This is a genomic window from Mucilaginibacter sp. (assembly GCF_036568825.1).
In the GTDB taxonomy this organism is placed as follows: domain Bacteria; phylum Bacteroidota; class Bacteroidia; order Sphingobacteriales; family Sphingobacteriaceae; genus Mucilaginibacter.
Genome location: NZ_DATCRU010000030.1, coordinates 1 through 25996 on the forward strand (window position 1 = coordinate 1; position 25996 = coordinate 25996).

Consider the following 25996-nt stretch of genomic DNA (forward strand, 5'->3'; position numbering starts at 1 on the left):
ACAACAAAAAGTTCTTTAATTCTTCAATGATTTTTACATTTACAGACAGCATTGGGTTACAGATTTTGGTTTTAAGATTCGATACCTCAAAACTATAAATTCTGTAACCTTTGCTATTTTCTTAACTTAATGACATTGCCCTACGGGCCATTACCTTTCTGCATTCTAAAAACTTGTGGGGATACACCCTTGTCACACACAAGCACAAGGCTAAGAATTAATTTAAAAAAGTTAAGTTTTGTTAAAAATTAGCGGTCAACTAAAATAACCGTTAATTTTATACTAAACCTGATCGGCCCATTGTAATGAAGAGTTTAAAACTGTCAATTGTGCTCTTGCTGATGGCATCCTGCCCCGCACTTTATGCTCAGCAATTAAGTGGCCGGGTACTTGATCGCAATACGCTGCAGTCTATTCCACATGCAACTATCATTACCCCGAAACAGACAACTTTCACATCGGATAAGGGAGTGTTTACTGTCTACAATCTTCATCGTGGCGATACTATCAAGATCTCATTCGTAGGATACAAATCACATTTCCTGGTTTATTCGCAGAAGGTAGCAGACACCATTCCGGTCTATTTAGAGCAAACCGTGACATCATTGAAAAGTGTAGTCATCATTGGCAAACGTCCTTCTAATACCGACTCCATTAAGCTAAGAAAAGAGTTTGGATCAGTGTTCAATTACAAAGGCACCGAGTTTAAGGATGTTTTTATGTCCAATTCGAGTTATATTAAACCTTACAACGACTTTATCACGTCAACCCACAGCACTGCGACACTGCTTAGTGTTAACCTGCTCCAGGTTTTTGATTGGCTTGGCAAAAGCAAATCACCCACAACGAAGCTGCAGCAGGTACTTCTCAAAGATGAACAAATGAATTATGTCGACCAGGTATTTTCCAGGCAGAAGGTGGTAGAGCTAACTCATCTCAAAGGCGACTCCCTCCAAAACTTTATGGACAAATACAGGCCATCCGCCGGGGTTGCCCGTACCATGAGCGACTATGAAATGATGATTTATATTAAGAAGTGTTATTTAGAGTTTGAGAAACCTGAGTAATAATCCATTATTCTATAACTTCATTGGATTAACAATTTTCAATCCACTCACATTGATAAAATCCTTTTCATTTCTGGTTATAATAGTATAACCATATGCTAAAGCGGTAGCAGCAATAATTGCATCTGGTGTTTTTATTCTCTTCCCTTTGCGCAGATTTATACACCGGGCAACAACATCGGTACTAATATCCAATATAATACTGTCATCAATAAACTCCTTAATTTTCTGTTCTGTTACTGCATTAGTATCCCAACAGAGCAGTTCTATTTGAGTAATGACTGAAAGATTGGGCACAGCGTCTATAACAGTATCCATAAAAGTCATTCCGGCAGTTGAAAGCGAAGCAGAAAAATAATCTGAAACTACGTTTGTATCAATTAGATATTGTTCCACTCACTTCTCATTTTTTTGATATGCTCATCCAGTTCAGATCCCTCCTCTTTACTGATTATTCCTTTGTACTTATCAGACAACTTTGGTTTTTCAGCAATATTTTCTTTCAGCACTTTAATCAAATGCAATTCTTCCATCTCATGCAGAAGTCCGATGGCTTTTTGATTAGTCAGCTGTATTATCAGGGTATCCATACGAGTTACCTTTATGGTGTATTTTTATAAAGTTACCTAAAATATTTTGGCATTTCTAACAAAAAAGGCACGATCCCAAAACCGTGCCTTAAATATATTCAAGCAGAAAACCTTTCAGCTTTCGCCTTTAACCTTTCACCTCATTAATAACGATAGTACTCCGGCTTAAACGGACCATTTACCGCTACGCCAATATAATCAGCCTGATGCTGATCCAGTTCTTCCAGTTCCACACCGATCTTGGCCAGGTGCAGGCGGGCAACTTTCTCGTCCAGGTGTTTTGGTAAGGTGTAAACCTGGTTTTCGTATTTATCGCTGTGTAACCAAAGTTCTAACTGAGCCAGGGTCTGGTTAGTGAACGAGTTACTCATCACAAAGCTTGGGTGGCCGGTGGCGCAACCCAGGTTTACTAAACGGCCCTCAGCCAATACGATCAGGTCTTTGCCGTCGATGGTATATTTATCCACCTGTGGTTTGATCTCGATTTTGGTATTGCCATAAGTATTGTTCAACCATGCCATATCGATCTCGTTATCGAAGTGGCCGATGTTACATACGATAGCTTTATCTTTTAATGCGCGGAAGTGTTTCTCGCGAACGATATCGCAGTTACCGGTTGCTGTTACAACGATGTCGGCCTCAGCAATAGCGGTTGATAACTTCTTAACTTCATAGCCTTCCATTGCAGCCTGTAAAGCACAGATCGGATCGATCTCAGTTACGATAACACGAACACCTGCACTGCTTAGTGATTCAGCAGAACCTTTACCAACATCACCATAACCGCAAACAACAGCCACTTTACCGGCCAGCATCACATCGGTAGCACGACGGATAGCGTCAACCAATGACTCGCGGCAGCCATACTTATTATCAAATTTTGATTTAGTAACCGAGTCGTTCACATTGATAGCAGGCATTGGCAGGGTGCCGGCTTTTACACGATCATATAAACGGTGCACACCGGTAGTAGTTTCTTCTGATAAGCCTTTGATACCGGCAATCAGTTCAGGATATTTATCCAGTACCATGTTGGTCAGGTCGCCGCCATCATCCAAAATCATATTTAAAGGCTGACGGTCTTCACCAAAATATAAAGTTTGCTCAATGCACCAGTCAAACTCTTCAGCATTCATACCCTTCCAGGCATAAACTGAAGTTCCGGCAGCAGCAATAGCAGCAGCGGCATGATCCTGGGTTGAGAAAATATTACATGATGACCAGGTAACTTCCGCACCCAAAGCCTGCAGGGTCTCGATCAAAACCGCAGTCTGGATAGTCATGTGCAGACAGCCTGCAATACGGGCGCCTTTTAACGGCTGAGACGGGCCATATTCGGCACGCAAAGCCATTAAGCCAGGCATTTCTGCCTCGGCAAGACCAATCTCCTTGCGGCCCCACTCGGCCAGCGATAAATCTTTTACTTTGTATTTGATGTAAGTAGTTTCTACAGATGACGACATATCATTTAAGATTTTTGAATTGCAAAGGTATGCAATAGAAATATCTTAATGAAATCAGGCCATTGCCTCTGCTTTTTCAGGCTGCTTTTCTACAGCAACACTTTCTGGTTTTACATCTTTTGAGCCATTGCCATTTACTACTTCAGGCTTTACAACCTTATTTGCAGCGCCATTTTCAGGTTTGCCATTTTTGGCATCCTTACCATTAGCTGCAGCATTTTCAGGCTTCATGCTCCTGAGGGCTGTATTATCGTGTGACGGCGACATAGAAAGCTTACCATTGTGTGAGCCTCCCGGTTCAACCTGTAATACTTGTGTTTTGATATCGCCGGTAATGCGGCCTGTACTTTTGATTTCTAATGAATGGGTATTTACATGCCCGTGAATAAGGCCATAAACAATCAATTCCTTAGTGATAACACTACCCTTTACCACGCCTTTTTCGCCCAGTATCAGTCCTTCGTCGATGGTTACATCGCCCAGTATCTGTCCCTCTATCCGCACATTGGCCGGCGCTCTCAAGTTCCCTTCAAAAACACAACCTTCGCTAATTAGCGTAGATATTACTTGCTGGCTCAGATCAACTTTATTTTTCTTTCTAAACATTGCCGTAGTTTTATTAGTTATTTGTCAGCCGGAACCTACCGGCCTGCACCCGCTAAGGATTTTTAGTTGTTTAACGTTAAAAACTTCACAGGGTTAATGGGTTTTCCATTTTTTCTTACTTCATAATGTAAATGGCTCCCTGTAGAACGTCCGGTTGAACCCACCTTGCCTATTACATCGCCGGTTTTTACCGATTGTCCTTCCTTTACATCGATGTGTGACAAGTGCCCGTAAAGCGTCTGGAAGTCGTTTTTATGCTGAACAATGATGCAATTACCATAACCGCCTTTGCGTCCTGTAAAAACTACGTTACCATCAGCGGTTACGTGTACCGGGTCGCCTGTGGCCCCTCTGAAATCTATACCGGGATGCAACTCTGCACTTTCCCCATCAAACGGATCACTGCGATAACCAAATGCCGAAGTAATAGAACTTAAGCGGGGATAACCCATCGGAGTAAATGCCACGCTGTTAAGCAGGCGGCTCATGTACTCGTCATATAAAGAATATTTCTCATTGTCGCTCATGCTGGCTGAGGCAATATTCTTGTCGCCGCCGATTGAGTTGGTAGAGAAACCTTTCAATCCTCTTTTTCTCAGGTAGTCGTTTATTTTCTCAAGCTTGCTTTGAATAGATTGAATGTAACCGGTTGCAGAATTGGTTGATGCAGTAGCAGCATCGGTCAATGCTGTCGCCGTTGATACTTTACCTTTTAATTGGGCAATCTGTGATAGGAGTTTCTGTTTTTCCTGCTGACTGTCATTGTCTTTTGAGTTCAGGTAGACAATTGTTCCGACAAGTGCTACGATAACCAGTACGACAGAAGCAATGTAGTGCTTCATTCTTTTCAGGTGCTTGGTTTTTACCCGGATAGCCTGGGTTTGCTCCTGATTTTTGTTGACAATGATGATGGTACTGAAGTTTGTAAGTTTCAGGTTCATATCTTAGTTAGGGGGTTAATAGGGCATGAATATAAGACAATAGACGCACAAAAAATCAATTTATTTTGATTCCTGTGCGCAAAAAATAGTCTCCCTCACAACAAAAATCAGTGTTACAGTTTTATACGGGTTTCGTCAGATAAATGTTATTATTCTGAGCAGAAATATTTTACTTTTAAATCATTTAGTACTTTTACCAAAAATTTAATTTTTAAAAGTGATGATGTACCCGGAATACCTGGTTGCTCCGATGAGAGAGGAACTGACAAGAGTAGGTTTTGAAGAATTAAAAGATGCGGATGCCGTAAAAAACGCCATTGAGAGTGAAGGCACCGTGTTTGTGATGGTGAATTCGGTTTGTGGTTGCGCTGCTGCCAATGCCCGCCCCGCTGCAAGGATCGCCTCACAAAATGCTAAGCATCCTGATAAACTAGTAACCGTTTTTGCCGGTATGGAAAAAGACGCGGTTGATACTGCACGTAATTATATGCTGCCTTATCCGCCATCCTCACCTGCTATGGCTCTGTTTAAAGACGGCAAACTGGTTCACATGATCGAGCGTCACCAGATTGAAGGCCGCCCGGCACAAATGATCGCCGATAACCTGATCGGCGCGTTTGAACAATATTGCTAATCTGATTACAGGATATATAATAGTGCTTCAGGAATAAGAAAACTGGAATTCCCGGCTTTCTTATTCCTGAAAGTGCATTAGCGGGTATACTTTAATTCAAGCAGGGGTAACTTGGTTTAAATTATTAGGATTAAAATCACTCTTCCCGCAGCTTGCCCATTCTGATGGACCCATCCAAATAAAGAAGGGTCGAAATGATAAGGATTACTACCAACTGCTTCATATCATAAAATTACCGAATTGTTTGCACTCTCCTGCAAGATTTTATCAACATTTTTGCGTCAATTGTTAATTATTATCGGTTGATTATGAGTTAACTATACAAATTTTCATTTGAGTTAACCAGACTAACTTTTGCTCGATAAATAAACCATTAAGCAACCTCAGATGACTCCTCATCAATATGTTTTTCCAGCACTTCTTTAGTGATTGGTTTAAAAATAAATGACCTGACATATGAATATTGACCTGCTTGTTCCATGTCTTGTGGATTGATGGAAGAGGATAGAATATATATTCTTACAGGCTTAGTGAGTAAGGGATATAAATACTGTACATTGTCTAAGAAGTTCCATCCATTAAATCCCGGCATGTACAAGTCAACTAATATTACATCCGGCAGTTGATCGGGGTTCTTTTTGTTCTGCTCCAGGAAACTGATCACCTCGGCGCCGTTTGCCGTGCACATTACCTCGTACTCGAGCTGATATTTATTTAATATTCTTTTCAGAATAAAATGATCCAACGGGCTATCGTCTATGAAAATAAGTTTCTTCATGCCGGGTCGTCATAAAGTTTTTACAATCAAATTTAAAAGGCTTTAACGACATATCACGTAGTATTTTCACGGTATTTGCTACGTATTAACACGGGTTTGTGCTACAGCAGCCTTGTAAAACAATCGATACATAAGCCCTTTCTATCGATTCTTAGGCAATATTTGTAAACCAATACGTTTTACAGATGTTTTTTGCTAAAACCACTTGTTACCCCCTTTGAGTGGAAGCGCATTCATGGAAATTAATTGGATAAAACTATGATTCTACTTCTTTGTGGGTTATCGGGAGCCGGCAAGTCTACACTTGCTTCCCACGTGAAAAACAAGCTTGGACGTGCTGACGTACCTGTCGAAATTATTGATGCTGATGAATATCGTCAGAAGTTATTTAAAGACCTTGGCTATACCCGCGAAGACCGCAATGAAAACATACGACGGCTGGGTTTTATCGCCAATAAATTCTCATCACAGAATATTGTTACCATTGTAAGTGCTATTAACCCATACGATGATATCCGCAAAGAACTTATTGAGACTTATCCCAGCGTTAAAGTGGTTCATATTGATTGTGATATCAATGTTTTAATTGAACGGGACACAAAAGGGCTTTACCAAAAGGCCTTATTACCAGATGGTCATCCAGATAAAATATCAAATCTGACAGGCATTAACGATCCGTTTGAAATACCTGAAAACCCTGACCTTTATATCAATACCAGCCAGTTAAATATTAAACAAAGCACTGATGAGGTTTATACGTTCGTTTTGCGAAATATTATAAAAGAGAACTATGGCATTAATCCTTTTGTAAATGTTGCAGTCTGATTAACCGGATAAAATTAACTGATGCAATCGAAAACGCTTATGGTTGTAGGGATGCACCGCTCGGGCACCTCCCTTATTTCAAACTGGTTATACCGGTGTGGTTTACAATTGGGTGAGCATTTGCTTGAAGCAGGAAACGGTAACGTAGAAGGACATTTCGAAGATGTTGAATTTTTAAGGATGCATGAAGAGATCCTGACCAGCAACGCCTTTCCTGCTACAGGATATGTTTATGACAAGGTGATCGACATCTCAATTTATCAGCTTGAGAAACTAAAAAGCGTTATCAAGGTAAAAAATCAACTTTACCGTCAATGGGGATGGAAAGAGCCCCGTACGTGCCTGTTTTTAGATCTTTACCGCGAATTACTGCCGAATTCCAAATACCTCGTTATCGTACGCGATTATGCGGCAGTGGTTTATTCGCTTTTAAAAAGAGATTTTGCCGAATACGAAGAAAAATATTTACGCGGAAAAAAATTACAGCGCTTTCTCTGGTTGTACTTCAGGCGCCGCAAAACCTCACATAAATTTTATAAGGAACATGCCGCAGATTACCTGAAAGTATATATAGAATACAATCAGCACATCTTAAATACACTAAAAGAGCTTGCTCCTGAGGATTATATGGTAGTTAACTACTCCCTGCTTGAAAAAAGCGATAAGGAGGTCTTTTCCTTCCTGACAGGTAAATGGCATTTCAAGTTGCAATACCATGAGTTTAACGAAGTGTATAAGAAAAACTTATTAAGCAAAGCCTTCAATGTGGACAGCTATATCGATGATAAAGAGCTAATAGATAAAGCTAAAAGTATTACCGGAGAGCTAAAAAAGCACATCACTATACATTAAACTACTTCTTTAACCTTATAATACTTACCGTTCAGGTTGAATTCGTCACCGGTTTTGCGTCCCAGTAATTTAGTTCCTATGGGTGATGCCGGTGAAACAGCGAAATAACCCTCTCCATTCAAGTTAAGGGCTCCCGCACTAATCGATAAATAAAATTTACCATTGTCAGTTATCACCAGGCTACCCGGAGCAGCCGATGATGAAGAACTATCAATATTGATCTGGTTTAATGCGATCAGTAATTTATTAGCTTCATTTAATTGTGCCTGGTTGCGGTCGGTCTCCTGCTGCATCATTTCGCGGCCGGTTTCATATTTATCCCCTGCACTGCTTTTGGTTTCTTCATCAGCGGATTGCTGCGCATCCTGAATTGCCTGCTTCGCATTTTCAATACGTGCTTTTACATAATTAACGCAAAGCGTGTACAGGTCCTTTTTTAGGTTTGTCATAATGGGGGTAAACGTAAATAATAATAAGAAATTACATGGCTATTTCTTTACCCTGGCGGGGATCCTCGGGTAATATCTCCATTTCGGGGCAATGAATATAATCGGCATACCATTGAATAGCTTCCACAATATCCACAGCGTCATCCGAAGCAATACCAATGGTTTCAAAAGCATACAGGCCCTCATCACACAATCCATAAAGTTGTATCTCGCCTGAATCCTGGTGAAACTCCTCTTTATCAAGGCAAAATACCCTGACTTTCAAGTCAGTATCTCTTGAATGAATTACATCCCTGCATGAATTGTTGGGATCGGTAGCCAATAAATATACATTCTGAGCCATGTTTAGGTAAACAGATTTGAGGGGATTTAGTTTTTTACAGGGTAGTTAAAGCAATAGCATAAATAGCTATTACATAAGCAAAAATATATGAAACAAGCTCAAAAAAACAAATCTATCTGAAAAGAAAAAAGCCCCGGAAATATCCGGAGCTGCATATAAGCTTTGCAAATCGCTATTATGGAAATAGTTATGTATACAAATATTATCAGAAATATCTTAATATGATTCGCCTCTGTTATAGTGCGATACCGGGTCGACCCGCTTTAAAACAATATTGCTAACCGGTTTAACAATAAGCGGTATCTTTTCGACCCGTGTTTCGCTGGTATCCAAACCAAAGGCTTTTGCTTCGCTTTGCGCCAGCTTTTTGATCGCAAAATAACTGTTAAGGATAAAGCCTTCGGAAATGCTGAATTCATTATTATAAGAAAGGAATTTCTCGATGATAACAAACTGGAAGTCGGCTGCCATATGAAATTTCTTCAGCGACTCATAGCGGCTTAGAATATCCAGCTCATTTCGCGACACCATGTCTTCCACAACTTTTCTGAACAGCACATTCACACGTGGTTGTATCCTGAACCCTAGCCGGAATTCTACACGGATCACTTTGTTCTCTTCAATCTCTTCCACACTGTATTCCATTGTGTATGGATCATCCATGCGCTCTATGTGTACAAACCAGTAAATATCAGCCCGCTTAGGTTTACGGCTAAAGATGGAATACATTATTTTTTGCTCTATCTGCTTGCTGTTGTTTGCTTTGGTTAGATAAATCAAATGTGTAGCATATTTAGATACCCCTTCATCTGCACTCAGCGCTTTTAGCAGCGGGATCTGATCCTGCAGGTCAATGAAATGCAGGAAGCGGTTATTGATCTTACGTGCCTTGAACCATACATACATGGTAAATATCAAGCCAAACTCAAACACCAGGAAGAACAATCTCTTAAGAATTTTAACCGAGTTTGCCAGGAAGAACGAAAACTCAACAGTAACAAATACGCAAAGTATGATGGTAACCAGCCAGATGGGCCAATGCCGTTTAAAACGCATATAATAATACATCAGGATGGTGGTCATCAGCATGGCGATGGTAATGGAGAAACCATAAGCCGCAGTCATGGCTGACGATGTCTGGAAGTATAAAGTCACCGCCACACAACCAAAACACAATACCCAGTTGATAGCCGGGATGTAAATTTGTCCGCGTACGTTGGACGGATATTTCACAGCAATACGAGGCCAGAAATTCATGCTTATCGCTTCACTTATCAGCGTAAATGAACCACTTATCAACGCCTGACTGGCAATAATCGTAGCGAATGTTGCGATGATGACACTTGGTATCAAAAAGGTATGTGGTACGATGGCATAGAATGGATTGACCAGTGCAAAATTCGGACGTGTTGGCTGTGAAAGCACCCAGGCACCTTGTCCCAGGTAATTAAGTACAAGGCAGGTTTTTACAAATATCCAGGCCATTTGAATATTCTTCCGTCCGCAGTGGCCAAGATCTGAATACAATGCCTCGGCACCAGTTGTACATAGGAAAACCGCGCCTAAAAGCCAGAAACCGTTAGGATGGGTGATCAGCATCTTGATTCCGTAGTATGGACTTAAAGCCTGCAATATGCCAAGGTTGTGCGATACCTGCATGGCGCCAAGTACGCCGATCATTAAAAACCAAATGAACATTACCGGACCGAATGCAGCGCCAACCACTTTTGTACCAAATTGCTGAAAAAAGAACAGCAGGAGTATAATACCAATGACGATCCCTATAATAAGCCAGCTTCCCGGCACCATTATGTTCGCCAGTTTTGGTACCTGGCCCAAGCCTTCGATAGCTGATGCTACCGAGATAGGCGGAGTAATAATACCGTCGGCAAGCAGGGTGCCTGCGCCAACGATGGCTGGTATGGCCAGCCATTTGCCATACCTCCGAACCAATGCATACAACGAAAAAATACCACCTTCACCGTGGTTATCTGCCTGCAGGGTGATAAAAATGTACTTGAAAGTTGTTTGCAATGTCAGCGTCCAGAAAACGCAGGATATAGCGCCATAAACAAAATCAACACTTGAGGTGCCGCCCTCCTGCAACAGTGTTTGAAATGTGTAAAGGGGGGACGTTCCAATATCCCCGAAAATGATTCCGAGGGTGATCAGCAGGCCTGCTGCTGAAACTTTTTTAAGATGGGGGTTCATGCGACCAATTAAGGGTATTAAAAGCGCGCAAATGTATTTAATCTACTTATATCAAGCAAGTTAATTATTGTGATTTTCTAAAAGAGTTGAATAAATCCCCGGATTTATGTTAAAAAAACAGTCAGTAAATTATTAATTAAATAATTACAGCCAGATGATAAAGGCAAAAAATAGCAATTGCAAAAAAGCAACGGCCCTCCGTTAAACTTTTGATAAATCTTACTACAGGATAAAAAATTCCAATTAGAGGTTACTTTTTTTCAGTGCAGCCTCGCCAAATTTGATCAGGTCGGGGGCTTTGATGTAACCTACTGTGCCTAAAACCGGATTGCCTTTGGAGTTAAAAATGATGAGGGTTGGGTAGGCCTGCATACCCCATTGAGCTGCCAATTGAGGGCCCATGCCTTTTTCCATGTCAATAGCGATATTGATGAAGTTTTTATTATAAAATTCAGCAGCTGTCTTATTTCTGAAGGTGGTAGCTTTCAGCATTTTGCATGGACCGCACCATGTAGCGTAGGCATCTACAAATATATATTTATGTTGTGCAGCAGCTTGCTTCAGTGCCTCGTTCCAGTCATCTTCAATAAATACGATCTTTGAATTATCTGTATTCTGATCCTGCGCATGTGCAGTAGTCTGAAAAGCGATTAACAGGAAAAACGAGATAATTCCTAAAAGCAGTTTTTTGTATTTCATCATATTATTGGTGCATAAAAATAGCACATATACCTTTTACGAATATATGTGCTATTTGTTATTTAAATATAAACAGCATTAACGTCTTTCGTTCGGCTTTCTTTCACGTTGCGGCTGCTGTTCGCGCGGTTGCTGCTGCGGACGTTGTTGCCTTTGCTGCTGCATTTGCTGTTGACGCTGCTGCGCTTGCTGCTGCTGGCGTTGTTGCGCAGCTTGTTGTTGACGTTGCTGAGCCTGTTGTGCTTGCTGTTGTTGACGCTGCTGTGCTTGCTGTTGCTGACGCTGCTGTGCTTGCTGTTGCTGGCGTTGTTGTGCAGCTTGCTGCTGACGTTGCTGAGCTTGTTGTGCCTGCTGTTGTTGACGCTGCTGTGCTTGCTGTTGCTGGCGTTGTTGGTCAGCTTGTTGCTGACGCTGTTGAGCTTGTTGTGCCTGCTGTTGTTGACGTTGTTGTGCTTGTTGCTGTTGACGTTGTTGGTCAGCTTGTTGCTGACGCTGTTGAGCCTGCTGTTGTTGGCGCTGCTGCTGCGTACGCTGTTGTTCTGCCCTTTGTTGTTGCTCGCGATTAGCATTTTGCTGACGCTGCTGCGCAGCCTGTTGTTGACGCTGCTGAGCTTGTTGAGCCTGCTGTTGCTGACGTTGTTGTGCAGCGTTCCCATTGGGTTGATTAGCCCTGTTTGGCTGCACACCGTTCGGACGGTTTGGCGCAGGACGATTTACAGGCTGACCACCGGCAGCTGGTCTATTATTCACACGTACTACTTTATTATCAGGCGTATTGCTGCGTGCTACAGTTGCCAGGTGAGCAGCAGCTGTATGATTAAAGCCACCACCGTTAGCAATTTTCTGATTCGGGTGTGCATTACGGTATGCACTGGCATCCACTACCCTTGCCGGACGTGCATTCGGTGCTTTTTGTACGGCAGGGCGATAAATGTTTACTGTATTACGTGATACCCTTGCGACACCCGGTCTGCTGGCATTATTAATATTATATACCCTCACATTATTATTGTGGGTAACCTGCCTGATCTCCTGCACACGCGGACCACTTACATAGGTTACATTATTCTTCACGTAAGTATTATTGATAACCGTAGTGTTACGAATAATAGTTACCGAACGGGTACGCGGCACATAATAATTATATATCACCGGACTGGTAATATAAGCCTGTGGTGCACATGTCCAGTAATAATCAGGCACATCATAACCGCCGCCTATGGATACACTTATACTAATACCCGGCATTAAAGGCGCCCAGCCATAGTAGCCGCCGCCATGACGCCAGCTCACCCATGCAGGTGCCCACTCGTGGCCCGGTATCCATTCCCAGCCATAATAATCATCATAACGCCAGCGGCCGTAGTGGAAAGGAGCCCAGCCCCATTCGTAATCAGATACCCAGGTGTTACCATAATCGGTAACTACCCAGTGGCCGCGTGTAGCATAAGGCCTGAAGTCGCCGTCAACATCCGGTACCCAAACCTCGCCATATTGCGGATCGCTCACCCAAGTACCGTAAGGCCCCAGTTGATCGTAAAATTCCTGGTCAGAAATATAGCCCCCCTGGGCCATACTTTTGCCGGGGACAACCAGTGATAATAGCATCACCAGCAAACCAATTCCCCATATTTTACTTAAGCTTTTCATTAGTTAGATATTGTTTTTTGAACTGGCGAAGGTATCGTATTCTATAATACCCATCGCTCATATTCTATAATATTTATATATATTTTGATTAGTAAAACAATAAAACGTTTAACCGTATAATTGTTTTACAAATTATATGCCGATGCATTACACTCGCATGACCAATATTTATTCACAGGATTTTGATGTGGGGCATTAATTAATATTTTTGTTCGTCTCAATACATTAACACTATGAATACAGTTCATATTCCAAGACTAGATCTGAATACTTATATTAATGGTACCCTTGAACAAAAGAAACGCTTTTCGGATGAAATAGGCCAGGCTTTTAACGACACCGGCTTTGTTACTATTACGAATCACGGATTGAGTAAAGAGCTGATAGACAAGCTATACCAGCAGGTGATCAGTCTTTTTAAATTACCAGAAGATGTTAAATTAAAATATGAAAAAGCCGAGTTGGCAGGTCAGCGTGGCTACACCAGCAAAGGCAAGGAAACCGCCAAAGGTTTTAAAGTACCCGACCTCAAAGAGTTCTGGCAGATCGGTCAGACAGTGACTGATAATGACCCGGTTAAGAATGAGTATCCCGAAAATTTGACCGTAACAGAGCTCCCTGAATTTAACTCAACAACCCGCGAGGTGTATCAAAAACTGGAGAGTGCCGGGCAACATTTGTTACGCGCTATCGCCGTTTACCTTGATCTGCCTGAAAATTACTTCGATGATAAAGTACATAATGGCAACTCTATCCTGCGCACGCTGCATTACTTTCCTATTGAAAACCCGGATGCATTACCACCGGATGCAGTTAGAGCTGGCGCACATGAAGACATCAACCTGATCACGTTACTGATCGGTGCAAGCGCTGATGGTCTTGAATTGCTAACCCGCGAAAATGAATGGTTCCCGGTTAAAGCGCATGGCGAAGATGTCGTAGTAAACGTGGGTGATATGCTGCAGCGCCTGACCAACAATAAATTGAAATCAACTACCCACCGCGTAGTAAACCCGCCGCGTGAAGAAATGAAAAACTCCCGTTATTCCGTTCCTTTCTTTTTGCATCCAAAGTCAGATATGAATTTGACCAGTTTGGAATCATGCATTGATGCTGAACATCCGAAGTTGTATAGTGATATGACAGCAGGTGAGTATTTGGATGAGAGACTGAGGGAGATTGGATTGAAGAAATAGTTGGCAATTTTGCAGTAGGCGGTTCGCAGTAGTTATAACCGATGTCATTTCGAACGAACTTGAGGTGGAATTGCGCCTTGGGGTGAGGAGAAAACTTATACGATAGACAAATCCGCTATTCATGGCGTAGAAGTTTTCTCATCCGCACCCATAACTTAACCCTTTCTGCGGATTCGAAATGACATAGTTTTTTTATGCACACTGCAAACTGAGAACTGCCAACTGTTACTTCTTCATTTCCCCATTAATAGCTCTCAAAAACTCATCAGTATGACGTGAGCCGATGATGTATACCAATCCATCACGGTCGGTGAGGTGGATGGCATCGCTTCCGGAGGTATAAAAGCGGATGGTGCCTTTTTGGTGCAGGTTATAAACCGGATTGTTCAGAAAATAGCGGCTGTATTTACCTTTTTCAACTTTCACAATACTATTCAGGTCGATTTTTACAAGGCGGGTAGTCCACAGACCGTCTATTAATATGCTTTTATTATAAACGCGGGTGCGGAAATGCAGCAGGAAACCCATGATAATGGAGATGATGATAATACCAAACCCCACCACGGCTAAAATCTCCGATTTATTCTGTTCATCTGAGAAAAAGTCGAAAGTGTAGGCAGCAAAACAGAATGTAGCCAGCACCAGGCGGATGGTAACGGGTATCCACTCGCGGCCGAGATATTGCTTCTCAACAAAAACCGGTTTTTCTACAGTCATAATTTAAACAGTTCGAAGATAGTAACTTTTTTAGTTTTCGCAGTTACTTTATACCTGTCATCCGGCCGGTATCCTCCTATCCAGATAATTTCATCATTGCCATTCACCAAAAGCGGGATCTGTGATTTCTCATGCAATGGCACTTTTTGGTGTACAAAAAAATCACTTAGTTTCTGCCTCGTCTTCATACCAAGCGGGTGAAAATGATCACCTTCGCTCCAATGACGTAAGGTTAACGGATAGATCAGCGAATCAGTATCGATGGATACAGCTAACGGATTATCCTTAATAATTAATGGCGAATCATCATGCAGAATATTCAACCGGTAATTATTGAATTTTACTTCATGCTGATCTTTTTTAATTACAACCGGTTGATTTGGTACCGCCCGTCTTTTTGCAAGGATCAATTTTTCCCTGTCCAACAGCAACATAAAACCCGGCGATACGAATACCCTGCCCGAATGCTTATCCAATGAGTCGATTAAGTCTTCAACGGTGCTTTCATTAAAACAATATACTTGAAGCAAACCGTAAAGCAACAAAAGCTGTGGCTGAAGTTTTTTTACCTCATCAATATAGATATGAATCTCCTCACCATAAAAAGTGAATATGCTTTTCCGTAATTCATCCAGCTTTTGCTCTAACAATATTTCAAGTCCACGGAAATGCTTCAGGTTATTTTCAAAGGTATCTTCCAGCGCCGGGTTGAGCTCTTTTAGTTTAGGAATTACCTCCAGGCGTATCTTATTCCGGGCATATTTGGTTGAGCTATTGGAGCTATCTTCTACATATGCCAAATTTTCCGCCTTTACAATATCCTGTATATCATCTCGTTTTAGGAACATTAAAGGACGCACTATAGACCCATTTTTAGGCAATATCCCATGCAGGCCGGCAATGCCTGTCCCCCGCGTAAGGTTTAGCAGTATAGTTTCAATGGTATCATTTTGATGGTGCGCCAGGGCGACTACCTCGTAACCGGATTGTTGTGATAACTCTGCAAACCATTGATAACGAAGCTCGCGGGCAGCCATTTGTATCGATATCTTTTTGTCAGCGGCATATTTTTTGGTATCAAAGTTTATGGTGTGAAATGGCACGCCCAATTTACCCGCAAGATCCTTTACAAACTGTTGATCGGACAGAGCTTCGTCGCCCCTAAGCTGGAAATTGCAGTGGGCTATGCTGAATTGATAGCCTGCGGCCTTTAGCAAATGAACCATAACAACCGAATCCATACCACCGCTGACAGTCGCCAGAATGTTGCTGTCGCGATTAAACAGTGCATTTTTTTCAATAAAATCAATGAAATTTTTAACCGGCAGCATCACCAAAATTATTAATTTAATAACCCCATCCAAAAAACTAATTTTGCGCCCGTGAGGAAATACTTGTTCACCTTATTATTACTGACGTTGGTAACCGCGGTAATGGCCCAAAAAAAATCGGTCATCAACCTCATCAAATCCAAAAGCATACAGGGCGTTAAGATTAACGGAGTGGATGTATTGAAGGTGTATGGCGGTACTTTTCAGCAGGATTATTCTACTTTGACCTCCGACAGCGCTTACTTTCACCAGGCGCAAAATACTTTTGATGCATTTGGACACGTAGTGATCAGCCAGGGTGATACGCTGAATATTTATTCGGACAAGCTGAACTATAACGGGAACACCAAGATCGCCATCCTTACCGATAATGTGCGCATGGTGGATAAGGACGCTACGCTCACTACCAACTATCTTACCTATAATACAGCAACTAAATACGGCACTTATACCAATGGCGGTAAACTAGTGAATAAGGATAACACGCTTACGAGTAAAAACGGTTATTATTTTGCCAATTCAAGGGATTCCTATTTCCGCTACGATGTGGTGCTATTAAGCCCGGATGCGACCACAAAAACAGATACGCTGCGCTACAATACCAATTCAAAGATCGCTTACTTCTATGGTCCCACGCACATTTATGGCAAGAAGAAGGATGGCGACAAATCCAAACCCAATCCGAAGGACAATGATACACTTTACACCGAAAACGGCTATTACAATACCGTAACCGAACAGGCTTTTTTCGGGAAGAAAAACCTCTATAGCCAGGGGCCAAAGACGTTAAAGGGAGATAGTATGTTTTATGACCGCAAGAAAGGCTATGGCCGAGTGGTAAAGAATATCACCTTTAATGACAATGAGCAAAAAATGACCCTTAAGGGCGATCTCGGCACTTACTTTAAAGCAGACGAGCGAACGGTAGTTACCGAAAATGCATATGGTATTATTGTGACGGAGGAAAAGGATACTTCCAAAAAGGATTCTGTCCCGCCAAAGCCGGTCACGATAGCTGATAAGAAAGCAAAAGTTGATACCAGTAAGACTAAAGCTCCCCCGGCGAAAACAGTTGCCACTCCTGATAAATCAAAGCAGGCAGCCAAGCCAGATAATAAGACAAATGCACCGGCGAATACAATGCCTTTGAAGGAAATTCCAAAAGGTAAATCAGATTCCATTCCCGATAAAAACAAAAAAGGAAAGAAGCCTGATCTGAAAAGTAAGCTTCCGGATAGTCTTTTAAAGAAGGATACCACGCGAATCAAGCACGACTCTATTTATATGACGGCGGATACGCTCGAAACGCGGGTATTAACCTACAAAGAGTTAAAAGACATCCAGGAGAAAATTAGGCTTTCGCACATAGTTGATACCACAAAGAAAGCGCCATCCATAGTATATACCAAGCCGGTGAAGGAGATCGATCTATTACCACCGGTATTTCATCCTGACACTGCCGCCTTGCACCGTAATTTATTAACTCAAATCAAACCCGAAATATTAGCGGGGATAGCACGAAGAGATTCTGCAAAAGTTGATTTTTCGGCCAAAGGCGGCAAAAAAGATAAAAAAGCCAAAGCGAATGCGCCGACTAAACCAAGTGCCACACCCCCTACTCCAATTACACCGGGAAGCATGAATAAGTATGCGAAGCAGCCGCCGCAAGCGCAACAGCAGCAGCCTGAAAAGAAACTTACAAAACAGGATAGCTTAAAACTAGCAAAAAAGGACAGCCTGGCGAAAATAAAAAAGGCATCGGATTCTGTATATGTCACGCGAAAAGTTAATTTGGCTGATACGGCGCGTATAAGGATACTCAGCGCTTTTCATCATGTAAAATTATTCAAGTCAGACCTCCAGGGAAAATCCGACTCGGCATTTTATAGTACCAGTGACTCGGTTATTCGACTATATGTGCATCCTATCATCTGGACACAAGGCTCGCAGCTATCAGGGGATACGATTAACCTGCAGCTGAAGAATAAGAAGTTTGATAATATTGAGTTGTTCCCTAATGCATTTGTCGTCAATATTGAAAAAGGAGACTCGACGCATTTTAATCAATCGGCAGGTAAAAAGATGCGTGGTTTCTTTAACAATGACAAACTTGAGCGCCTGTTTATTGACGGCAATGCGGAAACTATTTATTTCTCGCGCGACAGCGGAAAAGTAAGCGGCATGCAACGGTCGCTAAGCAGTCGTATCAGGATCAATTTTAAGGACAGCAAACTGACTGATGTCACCTTCCTTGCAAAACCAGAGCACCGTTACGGGCCATTAGATAAATTTACCGAGGATGACAAGATATTAAAAGGCTTCCTTTGGAAACCGAAGGAAAGGCCTGCTTCTAAAGAAGAGATCACGGCTCCAAAGAAAAAAGAACCTGCTAAAAAACCTGCTGATAAAAACAAGGCACCAACGGATGGTAAGAAGCCCCCATTAAATAAACCATCGGATGGCAAAGCAGCAAAGGATACGAGCGACAATAAGCAGCCGTCGGAAAAGCTGCCTGAGATAAAAGCCGGGAAAGATACCAGTGCGGTGAAATTGCAGAAGGACACCAGTGCAGTGAAGCTGAAGGCTGATACGACGCTAAAATCTCCTGCAAAGAAAGAACCGGAAGTGAAGAAGGATAGTACAGTGAATAAGCCGAAGGCCCAATAGCTACAATAACGAACGTTAGTCCGGATTTATAATCCCGGACTACAATAATTGGGGATTTGTAATCCCCGTAACAAACACCTTCGCGGATTGCAAATCCGCCACTTTCCAGGTCGTGGATTATAAATCCCGACCAACGCCGTTAAATCCCGACCAACACACAACACGTTCCCTGGGAAAAACACTAGTTGAGGTAGTTTGTTGCTTATCATATATCTATATAATTGGGGGCAAGCAACTACAAAAATCACTAACCAGCTATGATAAGAAAATTAAAATCCGGTAAATACCGCATATATTCAAGAAAAGTTGATCCTGATACGCATAAGCGCAGAAACCTCGGTACTTTCGATTCAATGGAAGATGCTAAAAAACACGAAAGGGAAATTCAGTATTTCAAGCATCATTAATTTCAGGGCATAAAACTTCCTGATTTTAAATCATTCTATGGCCTGCAGAAAACCGATCAGCTTTTCCATTGCCCTTGCACGGTGACTGATCTTGTTTTTCTCATCCATGCTCATTTCGGCAAAGGTGATATCGTAGCCGTCGGGTTGAAAGATTGGATCGTAACCAAAACCTCCGGAGCCTGTAGTTTCCTGACGGATAGTTCCTTCTACTGTGCCTTCAAAAACGTGTTCTTTTCCTTCCCACATCAGCGAGATCACGGTAACAAATCTGGCTTTCCGGTTTTCAATTCCTTCCAGTTTAGCTAATACCTTTTTGATATTGGCTGCATGGTTACCATACTCGCCGGCATAGCGTGCGGAGTAAACGCCGGGCTCGCCGTTTAAGGCGTCAATAACAAGGCCGCTGTCGTCGCCAAAGCAATTCAAATGATAGTTATCATACACGTATTTGCTTTTGATGACAGCGTTCTCCTCAAAGGTTGTCCCCGTTTCTTCTATATCTTCTGTGCAGCCGATATCATTCAACGTCAACAGTTCAAAATGATTACCGATTTTATGGGATACTTCCTCCAGCTTATGGCGGTTGTTGGTAGCAAAAACTAGTTTTAGAGACATAGATTATAAACTTTTCACCTGCTCCCAAAAGGCCTTTTTATTGTCCACGTTGTTCATCATCGCATCAAAAGCGAAGGTGTATAACAGGGTTATGTTGTCACGTTTTTCAATTTGATTGAATTTAGGCTGATTGATACCTGCCGGGATAGATTGCTGCCCGAGGATTAGTATAGTTTGAGGCTTAAAATGAGCAAGCAGATCGGCAAATTCTGATTTGTTTTTTACCAGGTTCAGTATTGCAACGTCTTCACGGGTATGATTTTTACGTCCAAGTACGGCTTCAAGAGCTGCAAGATGGTCATCAGCAATGAAATCATGATCAGCATAATGGGTTAATACCAGGAAGCGTTTTTTATTGGCGCCGAGATAATTAAAAACGGGCTTTGGCGTTACTGTTTCAGGTTGGGGTTGAGGAGTTAAGGTCTGCTGATTATCAGGTTTAACATAGTTTAACTTATCTTCATTAAGCAGGTAAATTTCATCCTGGAGTATAAAACGTAGTGCCTGACCGCTTTCAACTTTCACTTTTAACAATTTTTAACCAAAAATAGATAATTGTTTGAGCGTTTATAAGCATATTCGCACAAATTATTAATAAACAGATTATTGTTAAATTTGCACCTTTGCATATTTCGCAGACAGATAAAATATAAATGAGAAAGTTCGGGACAGCCATTTTACTTACTATTTTAACAATTTCTATTTCCTTCGCGCAAACGCCTGCTGATACTTCAAAAAAGGCAGCCGCTGCGACTCAACCACAAGCCCCCACAGGACCAAGAAAAGTGTTGGATAAAATAGCCGCCGTAGTGGGTAGCAGTATTATTTTGCAATCGGATATAGAGTTGCAATATGCCAATTACCTGGCTAGTGGCAACCCGCCTGATGCATCGATCAAATGTATTATCCTGCGTAACCAGATGACCCAGAAGCTCCTTGCTCAACAGGCTGTGATCGATAGTGTTACTGTAAAGGATGATGAAGTTGATAATGAGCTGGATCGCCGTATGCGTGGCATGATTGCCCGTGCAGGTGGCCAAGAAAGGCTGGAGCAATTCTTAGGCCGTTCGACCTTGCAATATAAAGACGAATTGCGCCCGGATATCAAGGAGAATATGATCGCAAGCAAAATGCGGAATAAGATAACTGAGAAGATCAGCGTAACTCCATACGACGTTGAAAAATACTTTAACTCGATCCCAAAAGACAGCTTGCCTACTTACAATAAAGAGGTTGAAGTGGGTGTAATACAGATCAACCCAAAACTAACCAAAGAGGAGAAAGAGGCTTACAGACAAAAAGCACAAGAGCTATTGGACCGTGTAAAAAAAGGTGAAGACTTTGGTGCGCTTGCCCGCCTGTATTCACAGGACACCGGTTCTGCGCCCGATGGTGGTGATTTGGGCTTTGCCGACCGTACCACTTTTGTAAAGGAATTTGCTGCATGGGCATTTAAGCTTAAAGCCGGAGATATCTCACCCGTGTTTGAAACTGAGTATGGTTTCCACTTTTTACAGGTAATTGAGCGAAGAGGCGAGCAGGTACATGTGCGCCATATCCTGATCATGCCTGCGGTTACCCAAGCAGCCGTTGACCGGGCAAAACTGAGGGCCGACACTGTTTACGATGACATGATGAAACACAAAAGTGTCACTTTCGCCGCTGCTGCATCCTTTTATTCGGACGATAAAGAGACTAAATACAATGGCGGTATGATGCTGAACGCTGATAACGTGGAAACCCGCACCACTTATATTCCAACTGATAAACTCGATCCGCAGATTGCTTTGATAGTAGATACCATGAAAGTGGGTTCGATATCAAAACCACAACTTTTTACAGATCAAACCGGTAAAAAGAGCTATAAGATACTTTACCTGAAATCTGTCACAGATGCGCACAAAGCTAACCTGAAACAGGATTTCCCTAAAATAAAAGAAGTAGCTTTATCAGATAAGATCAACAGAACTGTGAGCGAGTGGTTCGAGAAAAGAAGAAAAGAGAACTTCATCAAGATCGATCCTGAATACCAGGGTTGCCCTGTTCTTAAAGGATGGGCAAATACCCCGCTGGCAGCACAAATAAAACTATAATACGATATGCAGCACCGCACCGACGTTGAAGCAGCAGATGCTTTGAGGGATACCTACAAGCAAATTCTTTCCGAGATACATAAAGTGATCATCGGGCAGGATGAAGTAGTAAAAGCGGTGTTGATCTCTATCTTCAGCAACGGGCATTGCTTGCTGGTTGGTGTTCCTGGTCTGGCAAAAACCTTGCTGGTGCAAACTGTAGCCCAGGTACTCGACCTTGATTTTAACCGTATCCAGTTTACACCCGACCTGATGCCTTCCGACATTATCGGATCAGAAATACTAGGCGAGGACCGCAATTTTAAATTTATCGCAGGGCCTGTTTTCTCAAACATTATCCTTGCTGACGAAATAAATCGTACTCCGCCTAAAACACAAGCAGCGCTACTTGAAGCCATGCAGGAAAAAGCGGTTACAGTAGCCGGGGCAACACATAAGCTTTCACAACCGTTTTTTGTTCTTGCAACTCAAAACCCAATCGAGCAGGAAGGTACTTATCCCCTGCCTGAAGCACAGCTTGACCGTTTCATGTTCAATGTGTCGCTGGATTACCCTACGCTGGAACAGGAACTTCTGATCGTTAAAAACACCACAAGTGATGCCACACCGGATGTAAAGAAAGTTTTGAATGCGGAGCAGATCATCTACTTCCAGCATTTGGTAAGAAATATACCCGTCACTGATAATGTATTAGAATACGCTGTCAAACTGGTTACTAAAACCCGTCCTACCAGCGATCTGGCCTCTCCGGAAGTAAAAAGATTACTGAACTGGGGCGCAGGCCCACGCGCTTCTCAATTCCTGATATTAGGCGCTAAATGCCACGCAGTGTTACATGGCAAATACTCTCCGGATATTGAAGACGTTCAGGCTGTAGCCAAACCTGTTCTAAGACACCGCATCATCCGCAGCTATCACGCGGAAGCGGAGGGGTTGACAGCTGATGATATTATTGCGAAACTGTTGTGATCAGTGACTGGTTAACCAGTTATCAGTTTTAAAACAATTTAACAACCTGATAACTAATCACCGGTTAACTGATTAACTACAACCCTATTGCTCCACCGCCGAGAATATCTCCAGCACCACATCCCATTTGTGATCCTTGTCGATTTCCCAGATACGTACGTAGTTGTAGTTGCTTACGATCTCGCCTTTTTTGATGCGGGCACGGCCGTAGCTGTAGGCCAAGTCATTACTGGTTGCACGACCAACGTTGATGGTTTCAGCTGTGATGCTGATAGCCTCGTTGTCAATGAATTTCATGATCTTATCCTGACCAGAGATCGGCTCAAAACCAGGAAAGTAAAAACGGGCTTCGGGACTTAGAAATTCTTTATAAGTAGCTAATGCCGAAAGTGTCAATGCGTGATTAAATGTCTTATCAGTGCCTATAATTACACTCCGACCATTAAATGGATCTTTGCTTGGAGCAGTACGCTTAGCGGTATCAGGTTCTTTAAAATCAGTTAACTCCTGGTTTTCGCTTTCGGGATGCTGTATACCGAGGTCGATCAGAAGTTTCATTTTGCCCTCGATATCGGTGCGCCAGATGGACACATAGTCACCATATACTTTATCGTCTTCCGACTTTCCATTCTGATAAATGTACGGACCGGCTGTAAAAGCCAGGTCACCATTGGCTGAGATACGTGCAAACTTCGGTTCCCAGCTTAAAGTGCCGGGCTGTTTGTCAATAGAGTTATAAAAATCGGTTATTTTCACTACTTCGGGCTTAAACACAATGCCCTCAGGATCGGCTACTGATAAGAATGCATCTTTTATACCCTTACGCTCAACCTGTTTTTTAAAAGCGTGCTCGGCGTCTATTACCGTGCTTATCTGCGCAACTTTCTGTTGCGCAAAAATTATTAAGGGACTAACAAATAAAAATGCAATTAAGATAAATCGTTTCATTGGCTAAAAAAGGTTTGGCAATTTACTAATAAAAGTCAAACTGCTGTATGGCTGTATTAACCCGCCGTTTGGGTTTAAGTTTTTTATTATCGAAATTATTAACGGTTTCGATCGGCTAAAATTACAATGGTTTAATATTTATAATCATTATTCATAAGCATTACATTTTGCTCCATGTAGTGCCTTCTTTGCCATCTTTTAGCTGGAAACCGATCTGCTGCAAGCCATCTCTTATCCTGTCTGATGTAGCATAATCCTTATTCATTTTGGCTCCGTTACGCAGGCCGACGATCATATCCAATACTTTAGGCAGATCATCGTTTGCAGCTTGCTCATTCTTCAAGCCGAGAACATCGATGATAAAATCATTCATCAGCTTGTTTAATAGTTCCAGGTTTTTTGCGTCGATCTTCAGTTTATTATCATAAACCGAATTGATGATGCGCGATGCTTCAAACAGTTCCGCAATCAAAACCGGGCTGTTAAAATCATCATTCATCGCATCATAGCAGCGCTGTTGCAATGGGGCTATTTCAATTTCAGTAGTATTTGATGCATTCAGATTATCAAGCAATGTAAACGAATTCATCAGGCGTTTGAAACCTTTTTCTGACGCTTCCATTGCTTCATTGCTAAAGTCGAGCGTGCTGCGGTAATGTGCCTGCATCATAAAGAAGCGCACGGTCATAGGACTATAACCTTTATTCAACAAGGTATGACTACCCTCAAAAAGCTCCTGTGGCAAAAAACTGTTCCCTAAGGATTTTGACATCTTTTGACCGTTCACCGTCAGCATATTGGTATGCACCCAATAGTTGACCGGCATGGTATTGCAGGCTGCCACATTTTGGGCGATTTCGTTGGTATGATGGGTCGGCATCAGGTCGATACCACCACCGTGAATATCAAAATGATGACCCAGGTATTTATTACTCATAGCAGAGCATTCCAGGTGCCAGGCCGGGAAACCCAAACTCCATGGAGACGGCCATTTCATCAGGTGTTCTGGTTTAGCCTTGATCCATAAAGCGAAATCCAATGGACCGCGTTTCTCATCTTGTCCGCCCAGGTCGCGGGTATTGTTGATCATATCTTCCAGGTTGCGCCTGTTCAATATGCCATAATTATGATCCTTGCTATATTTTTCTACATCAAAATAAATGGAGCCATCTACTTCATAAGCATAACCATGCTCTAGGATCACTTTAACCAGCTCGATCTGCTCACTGATATGCCCCGTAGCAGTAGGTTCGATGCTTGGCGGCAACACATTAAATACCCTCATGATATCATGAAAGCCAACAGTATACTTTTGAACGATCTCCATTGGCTCCAGCTGGGCCAGTTTAGCCTTTTTCGATATCTTATCTTCTCCCTGGTCGCCTGCATCCCCTTCCAAATGGCCCGCATCGGTCACATTGCGCACGTAACGAACCTTATATCCTAAATGAGTAAGATATCTGAATATTAGGTCGAATGAAATGAATGTGCGGCAATTACCTAAATGCACGTCGCTGTAAACAGTAGGACCGCAAACATACATACCCACATGAGGCGGGTTAATGGCTTCGAATTTCTCTTTGGTACGGGTTAAAGTATTGTAAATAAACAGGCTTTGATCCATGTGGGCAAACTTACGATTTTTTTACAGCCACCTGTAAATCTCCCTTAGGCTCACAAAAGTTTTTTATCATTTGTTTGCAAGAATTTGATTATAACATTAACATGATAACGACAGATGTGATTAATGCCCCAAAGGGGCTACCGCTTTGTAGAAAAATTATAAAAAAGAGTTTGCCTCTACGAGCAATGTCATTAAGTTAAGGATTAGTATGCTGGTTTAAAGTTTGAATAGGTTCGGAATTTACTTTTTGAGTGTTTATTTTTTATTGTTCTCTCAAAGGCCCGGCCTTTTCTTATGGGTAACGTGTTCTTAATGAAGAGG

26 protein-coding genes are annotated in these 25996 nt (G+C 42.1%); 9 read left to right on the forward strand and 17 right to left on the reverse strand.

What is annotated here, in order from left to right; translation table 11 throughout:
* Positions 1 to 305 precede the first annotated feature (305 nt).
* Positions 306 to 1067 carry a carboxypeptidase-like regulatory domain-containing protein gene (locus VIM89_RS06400; RefSeq protein WP_488155310.1) on the forward strand — a complete coding sequence of 254 codons (762 nt, stop codon included), beginning with the start codon at positions 306 to 308 and terminating at the stop codon, positions 1065 to 1067.
* Positions 1068 to 1079: 12 nt separating this feature from the next.
* Here the strand turns inward: VIM89_RS06400 and VIM89_RS06405 are convergent, their stop codons facing one another.
* The 5 genes from VIM89_RS06405 to VIM89_RS06425 form a co-directional block, all read right to left on the reverse strand.
* On the reverse strand, positions 1080 to 1463 hold the full coding sequence (locus VIM89_RS06405) for a type II toxin-antitoxin system VapC family toxin (RefSeq protein WP_488155311.1): 384 nt from the start codon (positions 1461 to 1463) through the stop codon (positions 1080 to 1082).
* Positions 1448 to 1657, reverse strand: coding sequence for a hypothetical protein (locus VIM89_RS06410; RefSeq protein WP_488155312.1), 210 nt, complete (start codon positions 1655 to 1657; stop codon positions 1448 to 1450). The genes VIM89_RS06405 and VIM89_RS06410 overlap by 16 nt, the downstream gene beginning before the upstream one ends.
* A 143-nt stretch (positions 1658 to 1800) precedes the next feature.
* On the reverse strand, positions 1801 to 3120 hold the full coding sequence (gene ahcY, locus VIM89_RS06415) for an adenosylhomocysteinase (protein ID WP_488155313.1): 1320 nt from the start codon (positions 3118 to 3120) through the stop codon (positions 1801 to 1803).
* A gap of 54 nt (positions 3121 to 3174) precedes the next feature.
* Positions 3175 to 3726, reverse strand: a complete 552-nt coding sequence (locus VIM89_RS06420) for a bactofilin family protein (protein WP_488155314.1) — start codon at positions 3724 to 3726, stop codon at positions 3175 to 3177.
* Positions 3727 to 3788: 62 nt separating this feature from the next.
* Entirely contained in the window at positions 3789 to 4667 is an 879-nt protein-coding gene (locus VIM89_RS06425; RefSeq protein ID WP_488155315.1) for a M23 family metallopeptidase, read from the reverse strand.
* Positions 4668 to 4890: 223 nt separating this feature from the next.
* Between VIM89_RS06425 and VIM89_RS06430 the strand changes: the two genes are divergently transcribed.
* The gene (locus VIM89_RS06430; RefSeq protein WP_488155335.1) at positions 4891 to 5301 is read left to right on the forward strand and encodes a BrxA/BrxB family bacilliredoxin; all 411 of its coding nucleotides are present in this window, start codon (positions 4891 to 4893) and stop codon (positions 5299 to 5301) included.
* A 373-nt stretch (positions 5302 to 5674) separates the two neighbouring features.
* Here the strand turns inward: VIM89_RS06430 and VIM89_RS06435 are convergent, their stop codons facing one another.
* A complete protein-coding gene (locus VIM89_RS06435; RefSeq protein WP_488155316.1) occupies positions 5675 to 6079 on the reverse strand; it encodes a response regulator in 405 nt (134 codons plus the stop codon).
* A gap of 258 nt (positions 6080 to 6337) precedes the next feature.
* Between VIM89_RS06435 and cysC the strand changes: the two genes are divergently transcribed.
* The gene (cysC, locus tag VIM89_RS06440; protein WP_488155317.1) at positions 6338 to 6904 is read left to right on the forward strand and encodes an adenylyl-sulfate kinase; all 567 of its coding nucleotides are present in this window, start codon (positions 6338 to 6340) and stop codon (positions 6902 to 6904) included.
* A gap of 21 nt (positions 6905 to 6925) precedes the next feature.
* Entirely contained in the window at positions 6926 to 7756 is an 831-nt protein-coding gene (locus tag VIM89_RS06445) for a sulfotransferase (RefSeq protein ID WP_488155318.1), read from the forward strand.
* Here the strand turns inward: VIM89_RS06445 and VIM89_RS06450 are convergent.
* The 5 genes from VIM89_RS06450 to VIM89_RS06470 form a co-directional block, all read right to left on the reverse strand.
* Positions 7753 to 8205, reverse strand: a complete 453-nt coding sequence (locus VIM89_RS06450; RefSeq protein WP_488155319.1) for a 3-oxoacyl-ACP synthase — start codon at positions 8203 to 8205, stop codon at positions 7753 to 7755. The two genes, VIM89_RS06445 and VIM89_RS06450, sit on opposite strands and share 4 nt — an antisense overlap.
* 31 nt (positions 8206 to 8236) lie before the next feature.
* On the reverse strand, positions 8237 to 8548 hold the full coding sequence (locus VIM89_RS06455; protein ID WP_488155320.1) for a hypothetical protein: 312 nt from the start codon (positions 8546 to 8548) through the stop codon (positions 8237 to 8239).
* 216 nt (positions 8549 to 8764) lie between these two features.
* Positions 8765 to 10759 (reverse strand): KUP/HAK/KT family potassium transporter, encoded by a 1995-nt coding sequence (locus tag VIM89_RS06460; protein ID WP_488155321.1) that lies wholly within the window; start codon positions 10757 to 10759, stop codon positions 8765 to 8767.
* A gap of 243 nt (positions 10760 to 11002) precedes the next feature.
* On the reverse strand, positions 11003 to 11461 hold the full coding sequence (locus VIM89_RS06465) for a thioredoxin family protein (protein ID WP_488155322.1): 459 nt from the start codon (positions 11459 to 11461) through the stop codon (positions 11003 to 11005).
* A 75-nt stretch (positions 11462 to 11536) separates the two neighbouring features.
* Positions 11537 to 13108, reverse strand: a complete 1572-nt coding sequence (locus VIM89_RS06470; RefSeq protein WP_488155323.1) for a DUF6600 domain-containing protein — start codon at positions 13106 to 13108, stop codon at positions 11537 to 11539.
* 233 nt (positions 13109 to 13341) lie between these two features.
* Between VIM89_RS06470 and VIM89_RS06475 the strand changes: the two genes are divergently transcribed.
* Positions 13342 to 14304, forward strand: a complete 963-nt coding sequence (locus tag VIM89_RS06475) for an isopenicillin N synthase family dioxygenase (RefSeq protein WP_488155324.1) — start codon at positions 13342 to 13344, stop codon at positions 14302 to 14304.
* Positions 14305 to 14529: 225 nt separating this feature from the next.
* Here VIM89_RS06475 and VIM89_RS06480 read toward each other — a convergent pair whose 3' ends face one another.
* On the reverse strand, positions 14530 to 15021 hold the full coding sequence (locus VIM89_RS06480; protein WP_488155325.1) for a hypothetical protein: 492 nt from the start codon (positions 15019 to 15021) through the stop codon (positions 14530 to 14532).
* Positions 15018 to 16352, reverse strand: a complete 1335-nt coding sequence (tilS, locus tag VIM89_RS06485; RefSeq protein ID WP_488155326.1) for a tRNA lysidine(34) synthetase TilS — start codon at positions 16350 to 16352, stop codon at positions 15018 to 15020. The genes VIM89_RS06480 and tilS overlap by 4 nt, the downstream gene beginning before the upstream one ends.
* 51 nt (positions 16353 to 16403) lie before the next feature.
* Between tilS and VIM89_RS06490 the strand changes: the two genes are divergently transcribed.
* Positions 16404 to 19019, forward strand: coding sequence for an OstA-like protein (locus VIM89_RS06490; RefSeq protein ID WP_488155327.1), 2616 nt, complete (start codon positions 16404 to 16406; stop codon positions 19017 to 19019).
* A gap of 257 nt (positions 19020 to 19276) precedes the next feature.
* Entirely contained in the window at positions 19277 to 19426 is a 150-nt protein-coding gene (locus tag VIM89_RS06495; RefSeq protein ID WP_488155328.1) for an AP2/ERF family transcription factor, read from the forward strand.
* Between the two features lie 30 nt (positions 19427 to 19456).
* Here the strand turns inward: VIM89_RS06495 and VIM89_RS06500 are convergent, their stop codons facing one another.
* On the reverse strand, positions 19457 to 20041 hold the full coding sequence (locus VIM89_RS06500; RefSeq protein WP_488155329.1) for a non-canonical purine NTP diphosphatase: 585 nt from the start codon (positions 20039 to 20041) through the stop codon (positions 19457 to 19459).
* Between the two features lie 3 nt (positions 20042 to 20044).
* Complete coding sequence (locus tag VIM89_RS06505) at positions 20045 to 20566, reverse strand: hypothetical protein (protein ID WP_488155330.1); 522 nt, start codon at positions 20564 to 20566, stop codon at positions 20045 to 20047.
* Between the two features lie 128 nt (positions 20567 to 20694).
* Here VIM89_RS06505 and VIM89_RS06510 point away from each other — a divergent pair, with 128 nt between their 5' ends.
* Together VIM89_RS06510 and VIM89_RS06515 are read left to right on the forward strand one after the other, a co-directional pair.
* Positions 20695 to 22134, forward strand: a complete 1440-nt coding sequence (locus VIM89_RS06510; RefSeq protein ID WP_488155331.1) for a peptidylprolyl isomerase — start codon at positions 20695 to 20697, stop codon at positions 22132 to 22134.
* A 6-nt stretch (positions 22135 to 22140) separates the two neighbouring features.
* Positions 22141 to 23103, forward strand: a complete 963-nt coding sequence (locus VIM89_RS06515) for an AAA family ATPase (protein WP_488155332.1) — start codon at positions 22141 to 22143, stop codon at positions 23101 to 23103.
* Between the two features lie 84 nt (positions 23104 to 23187).
* Here VIM89_RS06515 and VIM89_RS06520 read toward each other — a convergent pair whose 3' ends face one another.
* Both VIM89_RS06520 and cysS read right to left on the reverse strand, forming a co-directional pair.
* Complete coding sequence (locus VIM89_RS06520; protein WP_488155333.1) at positions 23188 to 24051, reverse strand: DUF4440 domain-containing protein; 864 nt, start codon at positions 24049 to 24051, stop codon at positions 23188 to 23190.
* A gap of 160 nt (positions 24052 to 24211) precedes the next feature.
* Entirely contained in the window at positions 24212 to 25675 is a 1464-nt protein-coding gene (gene cysS, locus VIM89_RS06525; protein ID WP_488155334.1) for a cysteine--tRNA ligase, read from the reverse strand.
* Positions 25676 to 25996 lie beyond the last annotated feature (321 nt).